The organism is Vogesella mureinivorans (assembly GCF_007644035.1).
GTDB lineage: Bacteria > Pseudomonadota > Gammaproteobacteria > Burkholderiales > Chromobacteriaceae > Vogesella > Vogesella mureinivorans.
On sequence record NZ_VMTV02000047.1, the window covers coordinates 119,877 to 141,016 of the forward strand.

Annotated in this window: 15 protein-coding genes; 4 read left to right on the forward strand and 11 right to left on the reverse strand. The window is 65.3% G+C overall.

Annotated features, from left to right (window positions below):
* Window positions 1-4: 4 nt before the first annotated feature.
* Window positions 5-1,246 carry an MFS transporter gene (locus tag FLQ44_RS01590; protein ID WP_206208608.1) on the reverse strand — a complete coding sequence of 414 codons (1,242 nt, stop codon included), beginning with the start codon at window positions 1,244-1,246 and terminating at the stop codon, window positions 5-7.
* Between the two features lie 98 nt (window positions 1,247-1,344).
* Here FLQ44_RS01590 and FLQ44_RS01595 point away from each other — a divergent pair, with 98 nt between their 5' ends.
* The gene (locus FLQ44_RS01595) at window positions 1,345-2,262 is read left to right on the forward strand and encodes a LysR substrate-binding domain-containing protein (RefSeq protein WP_147692754.1); all 918 of its coding nucleotides are present in this window, start codon (window positions 1,345-1,347) and stop codon (window positions 2,260-2,262) included.
* 69 nt (window positions 2,263-2,331) lie between these two features.
* Here the strand turns inward: FLQ44_RS01595 and yiaY are convergent, their stop codons facing one another.
* From yiaY to FLQ44_RS01620, 5 genes are all read right to left on the reverse strand, one after another.
* Window positions 2,332-3,462, reverse strand: a complete 1,131-nt coding sequence (gene yiaY / locus FLQ44_RS01600) for an L-threonine dehydrogenase (RefSeq protein ID WP_147692755.1) — start codon at window positions 3,460-3,462, stop codon at window positions 2,332-2,334.
* A 291-nt stretch (window positions 3,463-3,753) separates the two neighbouring features.
* Window positions 3,754-6,606 (reverse strand): adenosylcobalamin-dependent ribonucleoside-diphosphate reductase, encoded by a 2,853-nt coding sequence (locus FLQ44_RS01605; RefSeq protein ID WP_240801154.1) that lies wholly within the window; start codon window positions 6,604-6,606, stop codon window positions 3,754-3,756.
* A gap of 111 nt (window positions 6,607-6,717) precedes the next feature.
* A complete protein-coding gene (locus FLQ44_RS01610) occupies window positions 6,718-7,476 on the reverse strand; it encodes a substrate-binding periplasmic protein (protein WP_147692757.1) in 759 nt (252 codons plus the stop codon).
* On the reverse strand, window positions 7,473-9,083 hold the full coding sequence (locus FLQ44_RS01615; RefSeq protein WP_147692758.1) for a methyl-accepting chemotaxis protein: 1,611 nt from the start codon (window positions 9,081-9,083) through the stop codon (window positions 7,473-7,475). The genes FLQ44_RS01610 and FLQ44_RS01615 overlap by 4 nt, the downstream gene beginning before the upstream one ends.
* 352 nt (window positions 9,084-9,435) lie before the next feature.
* Window positions 9,436-12,711 (reverse strand): DUF748 domain-containing protein, encoded by a 3,276-nt coding sequence (locus FLQ44_RS01620; protein ID WP_170252709.1) that lies wholly within the window; start codon window positions 12,709-12,711, stop codon window positions 9,436-9,438.
* A 188-nt stretch (window positions 12,712-12,899) separates the two neighbouring features.
* Here FLQ44_RS01620 and FLQ44_RS01625 point away from each other — a divergent pair, with 188 nt between their 5' ends.
* Window positions 12,900-14,240: a glutamine synthetase family protein gene (locus FLQ44_RS01625; RefSeq protein WP_147692760.1), complete on the forward strand. Its 1,341-nt coding sequence runs from the start codon at window positions 12,900-12,902 to the stop codon at window positions 14,238-14,240.
* A 68-nt stretch (window positions 14,241-14,308) separates the two neighbouring features.
* Here the strand turns inward: FLQ44_RS01625 and FLQ44_RS01630 are convergent, their stop codons facing one another.
* From FLQ44_RS01630 to FLQ44_RS01645, 4 genes are read right to left on the reverse strand one after another with little or no spacing between them, the layout of a single operon-like run.
* Window positions 14,309-16,126 carry a hypothetical protein gene (locus tag FLQ44_RS01630; protein ID WP_147692761.1) on the reverse strand — a complete coding sequence of 606 codons (1,818 nt, stop codon included), beginning with the start codon at window positions 16,124-16,126 and terminating at the stop codon, window positions 14,309-14,311.
* Window positions 16,127-16,137: 11 nt separating this feature from the next.
* Window positions 16,138-16,572 (reverse strand): hypothetical protein, encoded by a 435-nt coding sequence (locus FLQ44_RS01635; protein ID WP_147692762.1) that lies wholly within the window; start codon window positions 16,570-16,572, stop codon window positions 16,138-16,140.
* Between the two features lie 19 nt (window positions 16,573-16,591).
* Window positions 16,592-17,374, reverse strand: a complete 783-nt coding sequence (locus FLQ44_RS01640) for a hypothetical protein (protein WP_147692763.1) — start codon at window positions 17,372-17,374, stop codon at window positions 16,592-16,594.
* A complete protein-coding gene (locus FLQ44_RS01645; protein WP_147692764.1) occupies window positions 17,371-17,643 on the reverse strand; it encodes a hypothetical protein in 273 nt (90 codons plus the stop codon). The genes FLQ44_RS01640 and FLQ44_RS01645 overlap by 4 nt, the downstream gene beginning before the upstream one ends.
* Window positions 17,644-17,732: 89 nt before the next feature.
* Between FLQ44_RS01645 and FLQ44_RS01650 the strand changes: the two genes are divergently transcribed.
* Both FLQ44_RS01650 and FLQ44_RS01655 read left to right on the forward strand, forming a co-directional pair.
* The gene (locus FLQ44_RS01650) at window positions 17,733-19,331 is read left to right on the forward strand and encodes a sensor histidine kinase (RefSeq protein ID WP_147692765.1); all 1,599 of its coding nucleotides are present in this window, start codon (window positions 17,733-17,735) and stop codon (window positions 19,329-19,331) included.
* Complete coding sequence (locus FLQ44_RS01655) at window positions 19,319-19,972, forward strand: response regulator transcription factor (RefSeq protein WP_147692766.1); 654 nt, start codon at window positions 19,319-19,321, stop codon at window positions 19,970-19,972. Before FLQ44_RS01650 ends, FLQ44_RS01655 begins: the two co-directional genes overlap by 13 nt.
* Before the next feature lie 48 nt (window positions 19,973-20,020).
* Here FLQ44_RS01655 and FLQ44_RS01660 read toward each other — a convergent pair whose 3' ends face one another.
* Window positions 20,021-21,043 (reverse strand): transporter, encoded by a 1,023-nt coding sequence (locus FLQ44_RS01660; protein ID WP_147692767.1) that lies wholly within the window; start codon window positions 21,041-21,043, stop codon window positions 20,021-20,023.
* Between the last annotated feature and the right edge of the window lie 97 nt (window positions 21,044-21,140).

The following is a 21,140-nucleotide window of genomic DNA, read 5'->3' on the forward strand; positions in this document are numbered from 1 at the left end:
CTCCTTAACTGGCCGCTACCGGCAGCGGCTCCACTTTGCGCAGCTGCCAGGTTAGCCACAGACACAAGGCCAATAGCGCGCCGATCAGCCCGGCCACACCCGGCCAGCCGTCCAGCCGCCACATCAGGCCGGAGCCGCTGCCAATAAACGCCGAGCCCAGATAATACGATGTCAGGTAAAACGCCGACGCCAGGCCACGTGCGTGGGTCACGCGGCGCCCTACCCAGCTGGCGGCCACCGAGTGCGCGGCAAAAAAGCCAAAGGTAAACAGCGCCACCCCGGCCACCACCAGCCACAGGCTCTGGCTCAGCGTCAGCAGCAGCGCTGGCAGCATCAGCGCCACCATTTTCCACAGCACCACGCGGCGGCCGTAGCGGTCGGCCCAGCGCCCGCCCAGGCTGGATGACACCATGCCCACCACGTACAGCAAGAAAATCAGCCCGATGGCGCTTTGCGACAGCCCGAACGGCGCTGCCTGCAGGCGGAAGCCCAGGTAGTTGTACAGGCTGACAAAGCCGCCCATCAGCATGAAACCCAGCAAGAACAAGCGGGACAAACCGGGGTCGCGCCAATGCTGGCGGCTATCGGCCAGCACACTGGCCAGCGATACCTGGCGCGGCACAAAGCGGCGCGAAGGCGGCAGCAGCTTCCAGAACAGCAGCGCGGCCAGGGTGCCCATCACCGCCAGCGCCAGCAGCCCGGCTTGCAAGCCCCAGGCGTCGGCCACCACCGCCGCCACATAGCGCCCGCTCATGCCGCCCAGCGCGTTGGCCGCAATATACAAACCCACCGCCCGGCCCAGCGACTCGGGTGCCAGCTCTTCGGACAGATAAGACAGCGCCAGCGCCGGCAGGCCGGCCATCAGCACGCCAAACAGCGCCCGCCACAGCAGCAGCCAGCCAAAGCTGCTGCTCCACACCGCCAGCCACGACAGCAGCACCCCGCCTGCCAGCGAGGCCACCATCAAGGGCGTGCGGCCAACCTTTTCCGCCAGCAGGCTGGCCGGTATCAGCAACAGCGCCATGGGCAAGGTAGCCGACGACAGCACCGCACTGGCCGCCGCGGGCGACAGGCCGTAATGCGCGGCAAACAGCGGCATCAGCGGCTGTACGCCGTACAACAGGGCAAAGGTAGCAAAGCCGCCAATCGCCGCCGCCCAGGTGGCGCGCCACCAGGCGGCAGAGCCGGCGTGATGCGGGGTGGTTTCGCCGGCCACGCGGGCCAGCACAGCAGAAGCGCAAGACATGAGCAGACACCTTGTCAGGTAATGGTGTCAGCCTAGGCTTGGCGAATGGCAACGTCCAATATATATTTCAATAGGCATTAATACATTGAAAGTATCAAATGGAGCTGCGACACCTGCGCTATTTCGTGGCGGTAGCCGAAGAGCTGCACTTCACCCGTGCGGCCGAGCGCCTGCACATGGCGCAGCCACCGCTCAGCCAGCAGATCCGCGCGCTGGAGCAGGAGCTGGGCGTGAGTCTGTTCGAGCGGCACCAGCGCGCCGTCAAGCTCACGGCCGCCGGCGAGCGCTTTCTGCTACGCGCCCGCGCCCTGCTGGAAGGCGCCAGCCAGGCGGCCGACGAGGCCCGCCGCGCCGCCCGTGGCGAAATTGGCGAGCTGAATATCGGCTTTACCTCCTCGCTGCCGCTGATGTCGCTACTACCCACCGCGCTGCAGCGGTTTCGCCAGCAGCACGGCAGCGTGACCCTGCACTTTCACGAAGAGTTCACCCGCGAGCAGTTCCAGCTGCTGGGCAGCAACAAGCTGGATGTGGGCGTGGTGCGCTTTAACGGCGAGGAAGACACCCCCGGCCTGGCGCTGCGCGAGGTGCGGCGCGACCGCCTGTGCGCGGTACTGCCGCGCAGCCACCCGCTGGCCGCCAGCCCCGGCATTGCCCTGGCGCAGCTGGCTGGCGAGCGCATCATCGGCTACCCGTCCAGCAGCGGCAACTGGCTGACCCGCCGCCTGGAAAAGCTGGCGCGCGAGGCGGGTTTTGAATGGCGGGTACACCAGCTGGCCGGCGAAGCCACCACCCAGATCGGCCTGGTAGACGCCGGACTGGGCGTGGCCGTACTACCCGCCCCGCTACAGTGCGTGCAGCTGCCCGGCATCTGCTATGTGCCGCTGCTGGACAGCCACGCCTACATGACGCTGACCGTGGCCTGGCGCGAACGCGACACCTCGCCACTGGTGGCCGCTTTTGTCGATGCCATGCTGGCCGCCGGCGCCAGCGCGTCACACCAGCCACCCGCGCCTTAGCCACGCCAGGCACGCAAAAAAGCCGGCGCAAACGCACCGGCTTTGGCACTACCCGATAAGGCTACCCGCTTACAGGGCGGCGCGATAAATCGCCTCTACCTCAGCCTGCGTTGGCTGGATAGGGTTGGTCAGGCCGCAGGCGTCTTTCAGCGCGTTGGCTGCCAGCGTGGCGATGTCTTCATCCTTCACGCCCAGCTGGGTCAGGCCAGCCGGAATGCCCACGTCCGCCGCCAGCTGGCGGATGGCTGCCAGTGCTGCCTCGGCGCTAGCTTCCACCCCCAGCGCTACCGCCACGTCTGCCAGGCGGGCCGACGCCACGCGGGCATTAAAGGCCTGCACGTGCGGCAGCAGTACGGCATTGCATACGCCGTGCGGCAGGTCGTAGAAGCCGCCCAGCTGGTGCGCCATGGCGTGCACATAGCCCAGCGACGCATTGTTAAAGGCCATGCCCGCCAGAAACTGGGCGTAAGCCATGTTTTCGCGCGCTGCCATGTCCTGGCCGTTACCGACCGCAGCACGCAGGTTGGCCGCAATCAGGCTTACCGCTTTCAGCGCGCAGGCGTCGGTAATGGGGTTGGCCGCAGTCGATACATACGCCTCTACTGCGTGCGTCAGCGCATCCATACCGGTGGCAGCCGTCAGGCTGGCCGGCATGCCCAGCATGGTTTCCGGGTCGTTTACCGACAGGATGGGCGTGGTGTGTTTGTCCACGATGGCCATTTTGATATGGCGCGATTCGTCGGTAATGATGCAAAAGCGCGTCATTTCACTGGCGGTACCGGCGGTGGTGTTGATGGCCACCAGCGGCAGCTGCGGCTTGGCCGATTTGTCCACGCCTTCGTAATCCTGGATCTGGCCGCCGTTGACCGCCACCAGCGCAATGGCCTTGGCACAGTCGTGCGGCGAGCCGCCACCCAGCGAGATCACGCTGTCACCGTTTTTTTCACGCAGCAGCGCCAGGCCGGCGCCCACGTTGGCCGTGGTGGGGTTGGGCTGCACGCCGTCGAACACGAAAGACTGGATATCAGCCGCCTGCAGCTGGTTTTGTACCTGGGCCACCAGGCCGGCTTTCACCAGGCCAGCATCGGTGACAATCAGCGTGCGGCGAAAGCCGCGTGCCTGCATGGCGTCTACTGCTTTTTGTACGCTACCGGCGCCCATCAGGTTCAGTGCGGGGATGTGGAATTCGCTAACAGCCATTTTCTTGTCCTTTCATGAAAACGATCTCATGCCTGCAGGCTACGCTTTCTGGCCAGGCGTTTTTTGCGCCAAATCAAGTGAAACACGCGCTGCCCATTATCTTTTCCAGCCATGAACTTTCATGCCAGCCGCCTGTCACGCGTGGAAAACGCCCAGCCTGAAGCGGCACGCCATCCACCCAGCTTGCGGCCAAGCCACCCGGCACTGACAAAATACTGGTATCGATACCACACCGATATCAGGCAAGAAAATGCCGCCCGCAGGCGGCACGTTGTCACCACGTTAAGGTGGCTAGCCGCACGCCCCGACGTGGCCGCAGGCAGTGCAGAACTCGCAGCCGTCTTTCTTGATCAGCGCACGGTTGCCGCATTCCGGGCAGGCCTTGCCCGCCATGGGGGCGGCGGCGGGGCTGACCACGCTATTGCCAAACAGCTCGCCCTGCTCCGGCACCATCACGCCCATGTCCTCTACCGGCACGCCCTCCTCGCTCAGAATGCCCAGCATGGCGTAGCGGTGGATGATCAGCCGCGCCAGATACGCCTCGGTAGACGGCCAGCTTTGTGATTTGTCGCTGCCGGGGGTGCGGGCAAAGAAGTCGGCCTGCGGCTCGGCGTAGCTTTGCAGCTTGCGCAGCTTCATGCCTATCCAGGCCGGGTCGATCACGCGCATGTCCAGGCTGAGCATCTTGCACAGGCCGTCCAGCTCGCGCGGGTAGTGGCCGGCCAGCCACATGGAGTACGGGCGGCGCTGGCCGTTGGGCAGCACCAGCTCTTTCACGAACAGGGCAAAGTCGTCGCCGGTTTGCGGGTTGACCACGTCTACCGACCAGCTGATGGTGCCATCGGCACCGGATTTGGGCTCTTTGCGGGCAAACAGCGCGTCCATCACCGGCGTGGCGTCGCCGTCGGCACCGGCCAGTGCGCCCAGCTGCGCCACACGGTATTTCACCACCCTGGCCAGCGCGGCGGCGGCGGCGCTGCTCTGCAGCGCACCGTCGGCCAGCTCTACGTGGTAATGGCGGTCGCCACGGGTGGCGGCCAGCGCGTCCAGCTTGGCGGCCAGCCAGGTGCGGTCGCGGCAGCGCATGTCCATGGACAGCGTTTTGGCGATGGCACCCAGGCCACGCGGCACGTCGCCGTTGACCCAGCATTCAAACGGCAGCGCGGCTTCGCCCGGCTGGCTGCCATCGACATGGCCCACCATCACGGCAAAATCGCCCTCCTCGCCTTCTACCATATAGGTCCACGACGGGTTGCCGTGTTTGAGCTTGGGCCGGTGCGGCCACTTGAGGCTGGCTAGCGCCGGGCTGGGCGCGCTGTTCAGCGTGATGCGGCGGTCCGGGTCGCTCTGGTTCAGGTCTTGCGGCAGCGCCTGGCTACCAGGGTTGGCCGCAGCGGGGGCCTCCGACAGCACCGAGCCCAGCACGCTATTGGGGCGGTAGGTGGTAATACCTTTCAGCCCGGCGCGCCAGGCTTCCAGGTACAGGCTTTCGAAATCGTCAAACGGGTAGTCGGCCGGTACGTTCACCGTTTTGGAAATAGCGGTGTCGATAAACGGCGCGACCGCCGCCACCATGCGCATGTGGTCAAGTGCGCTCATCTGCAGCGCGCTGACAAAGTAATCGGGCAGCGCCGTGGTATCGCCCCCTTGCATGCGGTACACGCGGTAGGCGTGGTCTTCTACCAGGTATTCCTGCTGGCTGCCGTCGGCCATGCGTTTTTTGCGGGTGTAGAACCAGCTGAACGGCGGCTCGATACCGTTGGACGCATTGTCGGCAAAGGCCAGCGAGATGGTGCCGGTAGGTGCAATCGACAGCAGGTGCGAGTTGCGGATGCCGTGCTGGCGGATACGCGCCTGAATCGCGGCCGGCAGGCGGCTGGCGCAGTGCGGCGCGGCCAGGTAGCGCTCGGCGTCGAATAGCGGGAAAGCGCCCTTCTCTATGGCCAGGTCTACCGAGGCATCGTAGGCGGCATCGCGCATGCGCTCGGCAATGCTGGCGGCCAACCTTCGGCCCTCTTCGCTGTCGTAGCGCACGCGCAGCATGATCAGCGCGTCGCCCAGGCCGGTAAAGCCCAGCCCGACGCGGCGCTTGTTTTGTGCTTCGCGCTCTTGCTCCACCAGCGGCCATACGGTGAGGTCCAGCACGTTGTCCAGCATGCGGATGGCCGTGCGCACCACTTGCTCGAAGGCGGCGTAGTCAAAGCTGGCGTGCTCGCCAAACGGCTGGCGCACAAAGCCGCACAGGTTGATGGAACCCAGGTCGCAGCAGCCGTAATCCGGCAGTGGCTGCTCGCCGCACGGGTTGGTGGACTCGATCACTTCGCAGTAGGACAGGTTGTTGTCGGCGTTGATCTTGCTCATGAACAGCACGCCGGGCTCGGCGTGGTCGTAGGTGCTGAGCATGATTTGCTGCCACAGCGCGCGGGCACGTACCGTGCTGTACACCCACAGCCCGTCGTCGCGCTGATAGCTGCCGGGAAAGCCGTTGTTGGCCGGTGCCACGGCGTGGGTAAGCGGCCAGTCGCCGTCGGCCTCTACCGCCTGCATGAAGGCGTCGGACACGCCTACCGACATATTGAAATTGCGCAGGTCGCCCTGGTCTTTGGCGTGGATGAAGTCTTCGATATCCGGGTGGCTGACGTCCAGCACGCCCATCTGTGCGCCACGGCGCGCGCCGGCGGATTCCACCGTTTCGCAGCTGCGGTCGAACACACGCATATAGGAAACCGGGCCGGAGGCGCGGCTATCGGTGCCTTTTACCCGGGCACCACGCGGGCGGATGCGGCTAAAGTTGTAGCCCACGCCGCCGCCACGGCGCATGGTTTCGGCCGACTGCAACAGCGCCTCGTAAATGCCGACCTTGCCGTTTTCGGTTTGCGATACCGCATCGCCCACCGGCTGCACAAAGCAGTTGATGAGGGTGGCTTTCAGGTCGGTACCGGCGGCCGAGTTGATGCGCCCGCCGGGAATAAAACCCTGGTCCAGCGCGGTAAAGAACAGCGGGGCAAAACGGGCCGGGTCGTTTTCCTGCGCGGCCAGTGCCTGCGCCACGCGCTGGCGTACCTCGCTAATGCTCTGTTCGCCGTTTTTGGCGTATTTTTCCAGCAGTACTTCACGCGAAATGTCTTGCTCTACCCATGCCATTGCCTGCTCCCTTGTCATGTCCACACCACCATATGTAGCACCGCAAGTGGCAGATTACACAATTTTTAGTGGCTCAGGGCATTGATGGGGGTCAAAGGCAAAGACCGGTGTTCACGGCCAGTAGCGCTGGCGCAGCTGGCGATAAGCAGGGCTGGCCACCAGCCGCTGCCAGGCTTGCTGCCAGGCTTGCACCTCGGCAGGCGGTGTCGCGTGCGACGCCACCAGATAGCTTTGCAGCGGCACCGTGGGCAGCGGGCTGGGCTGTACGGCAGCCACCGATAGCCCGGCTTCCTGCAGCTTGGCTTTGAGGTCGCCCGCCACCACCGGTGCCAGGCTCACGCGGCCTGCGGCCAACATGCGCAGGCACAGCGCATAGCTGCTACTGCGTTCTACCCGCTGCAGGCCAAACTGCACGGCGTATTCTTCGGGCGCACTGCCATAGACCACACACACCGGCAGCTGGCGGGCCTGCTGCCAGCTGGTGGCAGCCAGCGGGCGCAACGGCGACTGGTAAAACACCAGCGTGTCACGGTACAGCGGCAGCACCCACTGGTAGCGCAGCTCGCGCGCCGGGGTGCGCAGCAGGCCTACCAGCCAGGCCGGCTGCCGGGCGTCCAGCGCCTTCAGTGCGCGCGCCAGCGGTACATCGCTCACCCCCTGTGTCCGCCCCAGCTGCTGCAGTAGCGCCTGGGCCAGCGCCAGTGAAAACGCCCGGGGGCCGCTACCCGGGCGTGGCAGCAGCAGTGCGGTGTCGTGCAGGGTGACCCCCTGCAAGCTGTGCACATACACCGTAGGCCAGCGGGCAGGCTCTTGCGCCTGCGCCTGCACACTGGCCAGCGATAACAATACGGCGCACCAACGCCGCATCATGTACGGAAACGGTTGACCGATGTCCGCAAAGCCTCGGCTTGCTGATGAATGGCATTGACCTGGTCTACAGCGTGGCTGGCAGACGACAGCGCGTCTTCCACCACACCGGCGACCTGCTCCACACTGCCGGCAATACTGGTGCCCGCTTTGCTCTGCTCCGACATGGCCAGCGCCACCGAGCGAATACGGCTGAGCGAATCCTGCGCACGGCTGTTGATTGCCTGCAGCGCGCTGGAGGCCTCCTGCACGCGGGTGACGCCCTGCTCTACGACCGGGGCAATGCTTTGCACCTGGCCGGATACGGTGCCGGTATCAGCCACCACGGCTTGCACGATGGCGGAGATCTCGTCGGTAGCCAGCGCGGTACGCTCGGCCAGTTTGCGTACTTCGTCGGCGACCACGGCAAAACCACGCCCGGTTTCACCGGCACGGGCGGCTTCAATGGCGGCATTCAGCGCCAGCAGGTTGGTCTGGTTGGCAATCTCGCGAATGGTTTCGGCAATGCCGCTGATGTGGCGCGTGCGCTCGGACAGCGAGTGCACCTGGTTGTTGACCTCGCCAATCTGGCTGGCAATCAGCTCGATATGGCGGCTGGCTTCGGTCGTCAGCGCGGTGCCGCTGGCGGCCTCGTCTACCGTGTGGCGGGCGTCGTTTTCGTTGTCGCGCGCGCTGGCGGTAACGTGGTCGATACTGACCGACAGCTGCTCGATGGCTGCGGCTGCCGAGGCAGTGGATTCGCTGGCGTTATGCGACACGCTTTGCAGGTGGCCCATGTGCTGCTTGAGCTGGGTACCGGCGTCGGCAATATCATGGCTGCCTGTGCGGATGTCGGTAATGATCTGCGACAGTTTGTGCTGCATGGCGCGCATGCTGCCCAGCAGGCTGTGCTCCGGGCCATTGACCACGATCTTTTCGGTGAGGTCGCCTTCGGCAATGCGGCGCACGACCGCGGCAGCGTAGGCCGGGTCGCCGCCCAGCGAGCGCAGGATGCTGCGCGACAGCAGCCAGGCCAGCACCCCTACCGCCACAATGCCGATCACCACGAACAGCAGCATCAAGCGCGCCTCGCTCCAGAATATATGGTCGATATCATCCACAAAAAAGCCGGTACCAATCACCCAGCCCCACGGCTGGGCACGTACTACGCCGTTCAGTTTGGGGATATCCACATCGCTGCCCGGGCGGGCGGCGACCACGTACACCAGGCCGTACTGGGCCTTGGTCAGCGCCTCGGCGTACACCTCAACTGAGGTACGGCCATCGGGGCCTTTGCCGCCATCGTCATACTTGCCGATGCGCGCTTCTTTGGGGTGGTACAGCATCACGTTGCCGGCGTCGCGCACAAAGTAGTACACCTCTTTGGTGCGTACCATGGACAGCGCCTTCAGCGCCTGCTGTTTGGCCTCTGCCTCGGGCAGCTTGCCCTCTGCCGCCAGCTTGGCGTGGCGCTCTACAATATGTTCCGCCACCTGCAACAGGTGGGTGATCTGAGTTTCTTTTTCGTGCAGCAAGCCCTGCTTTTTGAAATACAGCGACATGCCGCCCAATAGCAGCAAGCCAAGCAAGCTCACCAGGGTAAGAATCAACAGACGGGTAGACAGCTTCATCGGGTGCTTCCTCTTTATTTGTCGTTATCTGCTCGCCCATACAGCGGCCGGCAATATGAAAACAGGCATGGTCACCTGCCGCCATTGGGGATACCCGCAGCGTGGCACAGTTTTATTGCTATTTATGGTATGAACCAGCCCGGTGCATTAGGCAAGGCAGCTTGCACCAAGCTTGGCATGATTTACTGTCAAAACGCTTTCAGCCCCGCCTGTCCAGATAGACAGGCATGAAAACGCCCCGGCAAGCGGGGCGCGAGAGGGATGACAAACCCGGTTTGCCGTGCAAACGGGGCGGGTATTGATAAGCGGCCAGGCTACAGATTCAATAAATTGCCTGGTCGACCCGGTGGCCTTACTGCAGGGTGAGCCGCAAGGGGACGCCGTCGGCAGACGACTTCACCTGCTCTGGCGGCAACAGGGTGATGCGCTCGGCCAGGGTGGGCTGTGCGGCCAACATCAGCTGCCGAGCCGCGGCGGCGCGGGCGCTGGCCAGTGCCTGCAAGGCGGCACTGTCGATACGCTGTGCCGCCAGTAGCTCAGCACGCATGGTTTGTGCCCGCGCCGGGGTATCGGCGGTGGTGGCCACCTGTTTCAGCCAGGCCAGGCGCCCGAACTGCACGCTGTAGACATCACCCACCGCACGGCGTACTGCGGGGTCGCCCGGGTCGGGCACCGGCAGCGGCTCGTCGGCTTGCAGCGTGTACGCAGCGCGCTTGAGGATATCGCTGTCCACCTGCTGGCGTGCCAGCGCGGCGGCGTCGCCCACCGCGTCGTAGCTACCGCCCAGCGCCAGTTTCAGCTTGGGGCGCTTGGCCAGCAGCTCGGCCAGCTTGTGCAGCTTTTCGCGCTCGGGCGGCGGGATGCGGTCATCGCCGGCATCGGCGTAGATCTCGTCAAAGCCTTCACCGCCGAACAACGCACGGAACGGTGCCGTCGCCACCTTTACCAGCACATTGCGCAGCGCCTGCCACACCAGGTGGCCATAGCTGAAATCGGGCGCGTCCAGGCTTCCTGCCACCGGCAGCGACAGGTCGATGCGGCCGTCGCTGTCTTCCAGAATGGCCACCGCCAGGCGCAGCGGCAGGCGCGTGCCCTGGTAGTCGGCTACCTCGTCGCCCAGCTGGATATTGTCTACCACCATGCGGTTGTCGCCCTTCAGCTGGCGGTCTTGCACCAGATAGCGCAGCTCGGTGCCCAGGCGGCCATCGGTAATCTTCCAGCCGGCAAAGGTCATGGCGTAGGGGTTCAGGCTGCCCAGCGGGATATTGCGGAAGTTCAGCGCCATATCCAGGTCGCGCGTGACATCCAGCGGCAGCAGGCTGCCACGGATGCGCACGTCGCCATACTGGTCTACGCGGCCATCCAGCGTCACCGTACTGCGCCGCCCGCGCTGGCTGGACAAGCCCAGCACGGTACCGGACAGGCTGTGGATGCGGGTACCAAACGCCGGGTTCAGGCCACGGTCGGCAAAATCCAGCCGCGCACCGCGCACGCGCACGGCGCGCACGTCTACCACCGGCACGGCAGCCGGTTTAGCGGCAGGGTTGGCCGCAGGCGGCACGGCAGCCGGTGCAGGCTGTGCTTTCAGCACATGGGCAAAGTTGGGTACGCGCTGCTCGTCCAGGATAAAGCGCAGCTGCGGCGACACCAGCCGCACATCGCCCAGGGAAATACGCTGCGGCTGGGCACGGATGGCCGACAGCTGCAGGCGCTGCCAGCCCAGCAGCGGCTCGCGCTGGCCGGGCTCGTACAGCGCCAGCTGGTCCAGCGCGGCACTGCCGGTGGCCTGCCAGCGCTGGTTTTTCCAGCTGGCCTTAAGGTTGGCCGACAGCTGGCCACCGCCAAAGCGCAGCGTGGTGGCGTCCAGTGCGTACGGCGACACACCCTGCAGCGGCAGATTACGAGCGTTCAGTGTGGCGCTGACATCGCGCAGGTTGGCCGCCAGCTGCGCCTGCAGCGCCAGCTGGCCACGGCCCAGCCGCGACTGCCAGCCCAACGTAAAACCCTGCTGCGGGTTGCCCTGCAGCGTGGCCTGGTCGATATCCAGCTGCAGCGCCACCGGCTGCGCGGTGGTGGCGTCGCGCCAGCGCAGCTGGCTGTCGCGGAGCGCTAGCGCCGGGTAGTGTAGCTGCCAGCCCTGCCCGCCGGTTTGCGCGGCAGGCGCGGTGCGGCTGGCGGGCTGCGGGTGCTGGCGCAGCAGGCGCTGCCAGTCCAGCTCGCCTTGTTTAGTGCGGGCGGCAGCTAGCTGCAAACCGCTGAGGCGGATATCGCCCAGGCTGGCCTGCTGCGTGGCCACATCGGCACTGCTGGCCGCCACATCGAGTGCGGCCAACGTGGCCAGCGCGGGGTGGCGGCCACTGGCCAGCGCCAGATCGCGCAGCGCCAGCGTGGCTTTGTCCAGCTTGATGCCGCCTTGCGCATCGATGGCCAGCGCCGCCTGCAGCCGCTGTAGCGTCAGGCTGGCGGACAGCGGGCTGACAAAGCGCTGGTCGGTGGCTTTTAGCTGCCAGTCTTGCAGGGTAATGGCAGGCAATTGCAGCTGCCAACCAGGGTTGGCCGCAGGCTGAGTGGCACGCTGACTGGCGGCCGGGGCTGCCGCTGGCAACGCCGCCAGCCAGTCGGCGCGGCCCTGGCGGTTTAACACGGTGGCGAGCTCGCCGCCCGCCACCGTCAGCCGGGCAATGCTCAGCTGGCGTGCCGCCAGGTCGAGCTGCCCGCCGGCTAGCGTGAGGCTGGCCAGCTTGAACGGGCTGCTGCTACCCGGTGCTTGCAGTGCCAGCCCTTGCAAGTTGGCCGCAAAGCCGTGGCTGGCCAGCTGCGGCGTCTTGCCTTTCAAATCAAAGCGGTACGGCACGGTCAGGCCCAGCTTGCCGGCCGGTACGGCCAACTTCAGCTGCGGCTGCACATAGGGCCACACACTGGCCAGGGTGAAGTCGCGCACCTTCAGTACGCCGTCGGACTGCAGCGGCTGCAGCTGCAGGCTGCCCTGCCAGTCCAGCTGCGTGCCGTCGTCCAGTGCGGCGGCCAGGCGGTAGCGGCCATCGCTGCCGGGCTGTGTGGACACATCATTCAGCTGCAGGCTCAGCGGCAATACCTGGCGCTGCAGGCCACCGGCCAGCGCGTCTTGCAGCTGGATACGGCCTTTGTTCAGCGCCAGCCGGGTCATGGCGAGCTTGAGCGGCTGGCTGTCTTGCGGCGTGGCCTGCGCCGGCCCGGCGGCGTCGGCGGCCAAGCGCGCCCAGTTCCACTGCCCTGCCGCGTTACGGCTGGCCAGCAGCTGCGGCGCGTCCAGTGTCAGCTCGTCCAGTGCCACGCGCCCCAGTAGCAGCGGCCAGGCCTGGGCGTCTACCCGTAAACCTTGTGCGGCCAGCAGGGTGCTGCCGTCGCGGTCGGCCAGGCGGATGTCGCGCAGTGTCAGGCGCAGCGCCCACGGCTCGAACACTACCTCGCCCAGGGTGAGCTGGCGGCCTATGTCCTGCGCCCATTCGCCCGCGTAATGCTGCACCAGCCGTGGCACGGCCGCCCAGCTGCCGGCCAGCAAGGCCGTGCTGGCAAAGGTGGCCCATAACAGGCGGCGTGGCCAGCGGGCACGGGGGGCAACAACGGTAGACGGCGGGGTGTCAGTCATGGCGATAACAATCTGGGCAAGGGGCGGCAGCGGCGGGCCAGGGTATGGCCTTGTTCTTGCTGAATAGAAAAGCGGATGCAGGCTTAGCTGCATTCTATAACTTTTACCGGCATTAAATGCAGAAACTCAATAAAGCGTTTGCATTAAATGCCTGCCACTACCCTGCTGTGTAACCCGAGAGCCTGCCCATGAACGATGCGCAAACCATCCAGCGCTGGCTGGACGAACACCACATTACCGAAGTGGAGTGCCTGATACCGGACATGACCGGCCTGGCGCGCGGCAAGATCGTGCCGCGCCACAAGTACAACGCGGCCGAGGGCCTGCGCCTGCCCGAGGCCGTGCTGATGATGACCGTCACCGGCGACTACCCCGAGCAGCACTTCACCGCCCCCGCCGACCCCGACATGCGGCTGATCCCCGACGCCAGCACGCTGCGGCCGGTACCGTGGGCCAAGGAGCCCACCGCGCAGATCATCCACGACTGCGTCAATTTCGACGGCACGCCCGCCGCGCTCTCGCCGCGCAACGTGCTCAAGCGCATCCTGAAACTGTACGAGCAGGAAGGCTGGCGCCCTATCGTGGCGCCCGAGATGGAGTTCTATCTGGTACAGGTGGAGCCGGACGAAGACATGCCGCTGAAGCCACCAGTTGGCCGCACGCGGCGTACCGAGGCCGGCATGCAGAGCTTCAGCATCGACGCCGTCAACGAATACGACGACATCTTCGACGTGATGTACGACTGGTGCCAGGCGCAAGGGCTGGCGCTGGACACGCTGATTCACGAGATGGGCACCGCACAAATGGAGATCAACCTGGACCACGGCGACCCGCTGGCGCTGGCCGACCAGGTGTTCCTGTTCAAGCGCACCGTGCGCGAGGTGGCCATCCGCAACAATATGTACGCCACTTTCATGGCCAAGCCCATGCAGGGCCAGCCCGGCAGCGCCATGCACATTCACCAGAGCGTGGTGGCGCTGGACGGCGGGCAGAATATTTTCAGCCAGCCGGACGGCAGCCCGTCACCGGCGTTTTTCCACTTTATCGGCGGGCTGCAAACCTATCTGCCCGCCGCCATGCCGTTCTTTGCCCCCTATGTAAACAGCTACCGCCGGCTGTCGCGCTTTACCTCGGCGCCCATCAACCTGAGCTGGGGCTACGACAACCGCACCTGCAGCCTGCGCGTGCCGCACAGTGGCCCGGAAGCACGGCGGGTGGAAAACCGCCTGGCCGGCGTAGACGTGAACCCCTACCTGGCGCTGGCCGCCAGCCTGGCCTGCGGCTACCTGGGCATGAAGCAAAGCCTGCAGCCAGACGCCCCGCTGGCCGGCAGCGCCTACGACCAGCCACACCAGCTGCCGCGCCACCTGGACGACGCCATCGACCTGCTGATGAACTGCCAGCCGCTGGCCGAGCTGTTTGGCGAGCATTTCATCCAGGCCTACAGCGCCATCAAGGAAGCCGAGTACGGCGAGTACTTCAACGTAATCAGCCCATGGGAGCGGCGCTTTTTGCTGCTGCACGTGTAAAGCGGGCGCGAAATGGCCATGCGGCCAACCTTGTAGCAAGGTTGGCCGCATGGCTTGCTGATAGCGGTTCAGGCCGGGCACGACAGGCTGGCGGTGGTCTGGCCTGCCAGGTCCAGCACTGCCGGCGTCAGTACGTCGCCTTGTACATTCACCGTCTGCAGCGGGTAATACTGCAAGCGCTGCTGGCCACCCACCGTCTCTTCGGACTGCAGCAGGAACAGCAACTGGCTACCCGACGCTTTGGGCAACAGGATCTTGCCATTGACGATCTGCGCTTCCTCGCTGCTATGCATCAGCGTGGCGCAATCCGCTGTACTGCCAGCAGGCAGACGGAACACCCCCGCCAGCTCGCCGCCACCATACGCCAAGGGCAGCGTGGTATCTGCCACAAAGTCACGCAGCTTAGCCGGCAGTTGCTGGCGATAGGTCGCATACGCCACACCGCCGAACAGCTCGCTGGCAACCGCCTGGAGGAAGGTGTCCGGCTGCTCGGCCAGCGGCTTGCCTGACACTGCCTGCAACACCTTGCGCACCTTCTGCTCGAAGTTAACCGGCCCGCCATTGGCATGCTGCAGCTGCCTCATGATCATGCGGTACATCGGGTAGTACCCCATCTCGCTCCCCAATCGGCCATTGACCATGCCCTGGGTACTGACGTCCATCGGGTGCAACGGGTGGCCATGTGTGTCAGCAAACCAGTCGTCGCTGGCCAGCAGCCAGTCGTCCTGGCCGGCAAAATGCAGCGCCAGCCCTTCGTTAAACCAGGTTTCCACCATGCGCGGGCCGCCTGCATAGGTAGCCGAGGTATTACCAGTGGCAGCGTTTACGACGGCATGAATGATCTCGTGCTGCAGCGTACGGCGCCATTCGGCCGGGCCATCGCTACCGACACCGCTGACGTACACATAGTGACCCGCCCACGCCAGGCCGTTGCCACTGGTACCTGCCTGCTGGCTACTATCAACACACACTTGCATGCGCGGCTGGTTCGCCGCATCCACACCGAAGCGTGCCAGCTCCTTGGCACGGTAGGCTGCTGCCAGCATGGCCGTTTCGCGCAGCAGTGCTTCACTGCTGGCCTGGCCGTATACATCCACACCACTGGCACGGTATACCTTGCTACTGAGGCTTCCCCGGCAATAGGTGGCAAAGCTGACATCGGGCTGGAACAAGGCTGGCGCATCGGCCAGATTGAGTGTGGTCAGCGGTGCCTGCAGCAGCTGACCTGCGCTGCTGATGCCCTGTGCACTGACTACCAGCGTGGCATAGGGGTGAGCGTCCAGCACCGCGTCCCAGCCGGTACCATCGGCACGGAAAGCCTGGTCGGTGCGCAGCGTGCTGCTGTTACTGCCTACACCGGCAGCCAGCCCCAGCAAGCGCATGTCTTCATCAAAGCCGGCCGCAGTCAGTCCACCCAGGCTCACCTGCCCCGCGAACAGCGGTGTGCCCAGCGGCAGGGTCTGCACTGCGCTACGGCAAGCGTCGCTGCCACACTGCTGCTGTAGCAGCTGTCGCAGTTGAGCGCTGGTGAACTGATTGGCGTTGACATGGTTATCACCGGCAAACACAGGTGCATACACGCGGATATCATCACTGACGGCCTCCAGCAGCATTGGCGGCTGCAAGCCCTGACGATCCAGGCTAAAGTGACCGGCGGCATCCGCGCTGCCGCTACGCGCCACCCCATCGGCATCACGCAGTGTAATCTGGGCCCCCGCCAGTGGCTTGCCAATGGCTGCCACGCCGGTCAGCCACTGCGGCACGGCGGTGCTGCCACCACTTTGCCCCGCTGCTGCTGCAGCACCCGAGCCGCCGCCGGAGCAGGCAACCAGTACGGCGCTCAGACACAGCGACCATGCCCATCTTACGGTATGAGATGTCTTCATCAAGGCGCTCCTCAATGCTGGCCGTATTGGTAAATGCAGCCGCAACGGTGACACAACCAGCTGGCCTGCCACTGTCGGTAAAGCGGTGGAAACACATCGCGGTTGTAGGTGGCAGCCCGTTGCAGCAGCAGGAAACCGCCGGCCAGCGCGACGCCCCCCAGCAGCAGCAGCCAGCCGCTGTTACCGATGCCCATCCAGCCAAGCAAGATGCCCAGCAGCAGCAAACACACGCCTCCCACCTTCGACTTGCGTTGCGGCGGTGCAGCGCGGCTGGCCAGCTTGGTTTGCTGGATACCGCTGGTGGTAGTGGTAGCCGTGCCCGCACCAAAGTTGCCGTTACCCGCCGCGCCGACCGAGGTGCTCTGGGTGCGGATGGTGGTGGTGCCCTGTTCGTAGATCACTTCCAGACGCTGGGTCTGTTCCGACCCGCATTGTGTGCACTGCATGTTTGTCTCCCTGGGTTTATCAATCTTTGCGGTAGCAGCCGTCGGTGCCGATCTGGCTCAGCACGCAAGGCGGCATCGGGGTAGGCAATACGTACGCTGGCTGCTGCCATTGCTGGCGGTCCGGGATGGACACCACCCAGAAACGGTGTTCGTCCGGATGCTTCTCGATATCCAGCCCCACGCTGGACATAAATGCATTGAGCAGCTGCATGATCAGCATGTCGTCGATCACCACCACGTTTTTGCCTTGCGGGTAGTTGTGCTGCGGGGGCGTGGGGCCGTCGGTGCGCTGCAGGCCGCTATGGCGCAGATCCAGCGTGCTCATCGTGCGCCAGCGCATGTACTGGTAATTGGCGCGGATCGCCTTGCCGTCCTGGGCGTCGCTAAAGCAATACACCAGGTCGGGGTAACGCTTGCTGCGTTTGTCGTCCTGCCACAGCACGGCATCCATGCGCATGCAGTAGTGCGGCGATACCGTAACTTGCCCGCGCACATACCAGTAATAGGCCTCTTGCGGCAAGGCCTTGATGGTAACCGCCAGCCGCGGCCACTGCGGCCGGCTGGCCATATCCGTGGCATCGAACACGCCACGCAAGCCGCTTTGCTGGAAAGTGGACACCGGGTAGCGGCTGCCGCTACCGACTACCGGTACGCCCGGCAGCGTACCCACCGTGCCGGCCACCACCTTGCCGAGCGCCTCGCGCCAGGCGGTATCTACCTCCTGTAACAGCGGCTGCTGGCCAGCACAGCCACCTAGCAGGGCCACCATGCTCAGCAGCATCGTGCTGCGTCGGCTACTCATCGTGCACTTTCCGCCAACGACGCTTGGTAGCTGGCCGCATCCAGCAGCCAGCCGTCGGCCTTGGCCGCACGCCAGCGCTGCATAAAGGCCTGGTACTGCGCGTGACCGTTCACCACGTGCTGTCGGCGCTGGTAGTCGCGCAAGAACGCCGCCTCGCTAGGCGGCTGGATAGCCGAGTTGGCCGCTAGCCGGCGTGCTGCTGGCGGGTCGGCCCAGACTACGGAGCTGGTCAATGCCAGTAGCAGGGCAAGGAGATGGTCAGTTTTCATTTCGGGCTCCAGCTAATATCAAACGCATGAACATGACGAAAGTTTATGCAGCATGAAATAATGCCGGTATCACTTACCGGTTGACCCCCATGCCCCGCCTTCACTCACGCTTTCGCCTGGCCGACTGGCTGATCCTGACCACTGTTACGCTGCTGGCCCTGCTGACGATACTGGTGCAAACGTGGTCGGAGTGGAATGCGGTGGTGATGGAAAGCAGCCGCCGCTTCCGCGACCACAAAGACCAGTTCTACCGCAGCTTCGAGCAGCAGCTCACCCAGGCGCGCAGCGACGCCGGCCAGCTGCGCTGGGCGCTGGACGACGCGGGCCGGCTGCAAACGGCGCAGTGGCAGGCCATTTGCCGCCAGCTGGACGACGGCCGCTGGCAACAGCTGACCTTGGTGCTGCAGCAAGGGCCGCAAGCGGGTAGCTATACCTGCGGCCAACCTGCTCGGCCACTGGACGCCGCCAGCATCGCACTGGCCCGTCAACTGCAAGCACACCACGCTCCGGTACTGGGCGACGACAGCAGCCGAAAAGCGGTAGCGGGCCAGCCACCGGTGCTGTCTTGGCTTTACCCGCTGCACCACGGTAGCCGTCTGGCCGGCTACATCCACGCCCGTTACCTGCTGCAAGCCGCGCTGGACGCCAGCGTCCGCGCGCAGCCGGACCACGCCGCCTACGCGCTGGACGAAGGCAACCCACTGGACGACCCGGAAAACGGCAGCTACCCGCCGGCACCGATGCTGCAAAGCAAAGACTGGCAGCCGGGGCAATTTTTCTATGGCCGCCCGCTATACGATGACCCCACGATCCCGCAGTGGCTCACCCACTGGGACAACCTGGACTGGCAGACCCTGAGCGGCCAACCCTACCGGCTAACGCTGTTCGACCGCAGCCCGTTCCGTAAGTGGTACGAGTTCTACTGGGAAGACCAGCTCACCATCGCGCTAACGTCCCTGTTGGCCCTGCTGATCATCGTCACTACGGTGGCAGTGCTGCGCACCCGCCAGCGCCTGCATCGGGCTGCCGACAGCCGCCGCCGCCGGCTGGCACGCCGCGCGCGCGAGCTGAAGCAGGCGCAGGAAGAACAGCACTTGCTGGAAGCCGCGCTGCTGGACACCAGCGAACGCGAAAAGCAGCGCCTGGGCAGCGAGCTGCACGACGGCGCCGGCCAGTCGCTCACCGCCGCCCGGCTGCTGGCCGACAGACTGGCCAGCACGCTGCAGCCTGTGCCACCGGCGCTGGGCGCACTGCAAAGCTGCCTGCAGCAAGCGGTAAACGAGGTACGGCTGGGTGCACGCGGCCTGACACCGGCACCGCTGCTGGAAGACGGGCTGGAACCTGCGCTGCAGGCGCTGGCCAGCCAGCACGAAGGTAGCGGCGTCAGCGTGGCGCTGCAGGTGCACGACACACCGCCCCGGCTCGCCCCCGAAGCGCGGCTGCACGTGTACCGCATCGCGCAGGAAGCCATCAGCAATGCCATCCGCCATGGCCAGGCCAGCAGCGTGACACTGGCGCTGGGCAAAGCGCCGCTGCTGACCGTGCATGACAACGGCTGCGGTTTTGACCCTGCCAGCATCAGCCACGGTATCGGCCTGCGCTCGCAGCAATTGCGCGCCGGCCTGCTGGGCCGCAGCCTGCAACTTCAGACCGCACCAGGCGGAGGCACCACCGTATGTCTGGCCTGATGCTGCAACACGTGCTGCTGGTGGACGACCACCCCATCGTACGGCTGGGGTTGGCCGCATTACTGGGCAGCCACTGCCCCGGCGTCCGCATTGCCGAGGCCGGTAGCCTCACCGAAGCGCGCGCCGCGCTGGCCGCCACACCGCCGCAGCTGACACTGCTGGACATCAACCTGGGGCGCGGCAATGGCTTGCAGCTGCTGCCCGAGCTGCGGGCCGCCGGCAGCCGCGTACTGGTGCTGTCGATCCGCGACGAGGCCAGCATCATCGAACAAGCACTGGCCGCCGGTGCCGATGGCTACCTGATCAAGGACGCGGCGGGCAAAGAGCTGGCGCAGGCACTGGCCGCACTGGCGCAAGGCCAGCGCTACCTGCCGCCCAATGTGGCCGTACGGCTGGCGGGCCGCCAGGGGCTACAGGCACCACAAGGCGTGGACAGCCTGAGCGCGCGCGAGCTGGAGGTGTTCTTGCTGGTAGCCCAGGGGCTGGGCAAAGGGGACATGGCGGCGCGGCTGGGCATCAGCGCCAACACCGTGGAAACCCACCGCCAGAAACTGAAGCAAAAGCTGGGGGCAGACAGCCAGCACGCGCTGCTGAAACTGGCGCTGGCACACACCGGCCGCGCACTGCCTACCGACGGTTAAACCATCAGCAGGCCAGCACCGTGGCAGCGGTGGTGCGTCAGACCAATATCAGAACTGCTCGCGCCAGCGAAACGCCCAGCGCCCTACCAGCAGGGTAAAACCGGCTACCAATGCCAGCAGCAGCCAGAAGCCGTGCGGGTTGGCCGCAAAGGGGATGCCGCCCACGTTCATGCCAAAGAAACCAGCCACCATATTGATAGGCAAGGCCAGCACGGTAACCAGCGTCAGGGTGAACAGCGTGCGGTTGGTCTGCTCGTTCAGCATGGCGGCCAGCTCTTCCTGCAGCAGCTTGATGCGCTCTACCAGCGACACCAGGTCGCCCAATACCAGGGAAAACTCTTCGGTGGATTCGCGCAGGTCTTGCAGGTCGTAGTCGTTTACCCAGGCCGGCGGTTTGTTCAGCAGGCGAAACACCGAGCCCGGCTCTGGTGCCAGCAGGCGCTGCAGCCGCACCAGGGTGCGGCGCATGGCCGCCAGCTCGGCGCGGCGGTCGCCCAGGCGGTGCGCCAGCAGGCTGTCTTCCAGCGCATCCACACTGGCGGTGGTATCGCGCACGATGCGAATCAGGATATCGGCCTGGTCTTGCAGCAAGTGCACCAACAGGCCCAGCGGCGAGGCAAACGCGGCACCGCGCTTGACCGAGGCGCGCAGCTGGTCGATGGCGCGCAGTGGCTTGAGCCGCGCGGTCACCAGCACCTGCGGCGTGGCGCAGGCCCACATGGACGCCACATCGGTCACGCTGCGATCAAACTCGAAGGTCACGTCGTTGATCACCGCCAGCAGCGCTTCGTCGATGTGCTCCAGCCGGGTGGAGCCGGTGCCGGCGCCCAGCTGCTCGTAAAAGGCAGCGGGCAAGGCGGGCAGCACGGCACGCAGCCAGCGCTGGCAGCCGCTGTGCGACAGGTTCAGGTGCAGCCAGACAAAGTGGCCCGCAGGCAGGCCTGCGGCCAACTGCTGCTGCAAACCGGCCACATCCAGCACACTACCGGCCTGCTGCGGGGCAAAACGATAGGCACAAATCAGGCCCACCTGTTCTGCATCAAAACGTGCTGTTGCCGCTACCGCGCTCATGCTGCTGCCCTCGTCTGGCTAGCGCCGCGCCCACCGCGGCACCGGCCAGTATGCGACAGCCCGGTGACAGCGGCGTGACAATGCCATGCCACGGGCA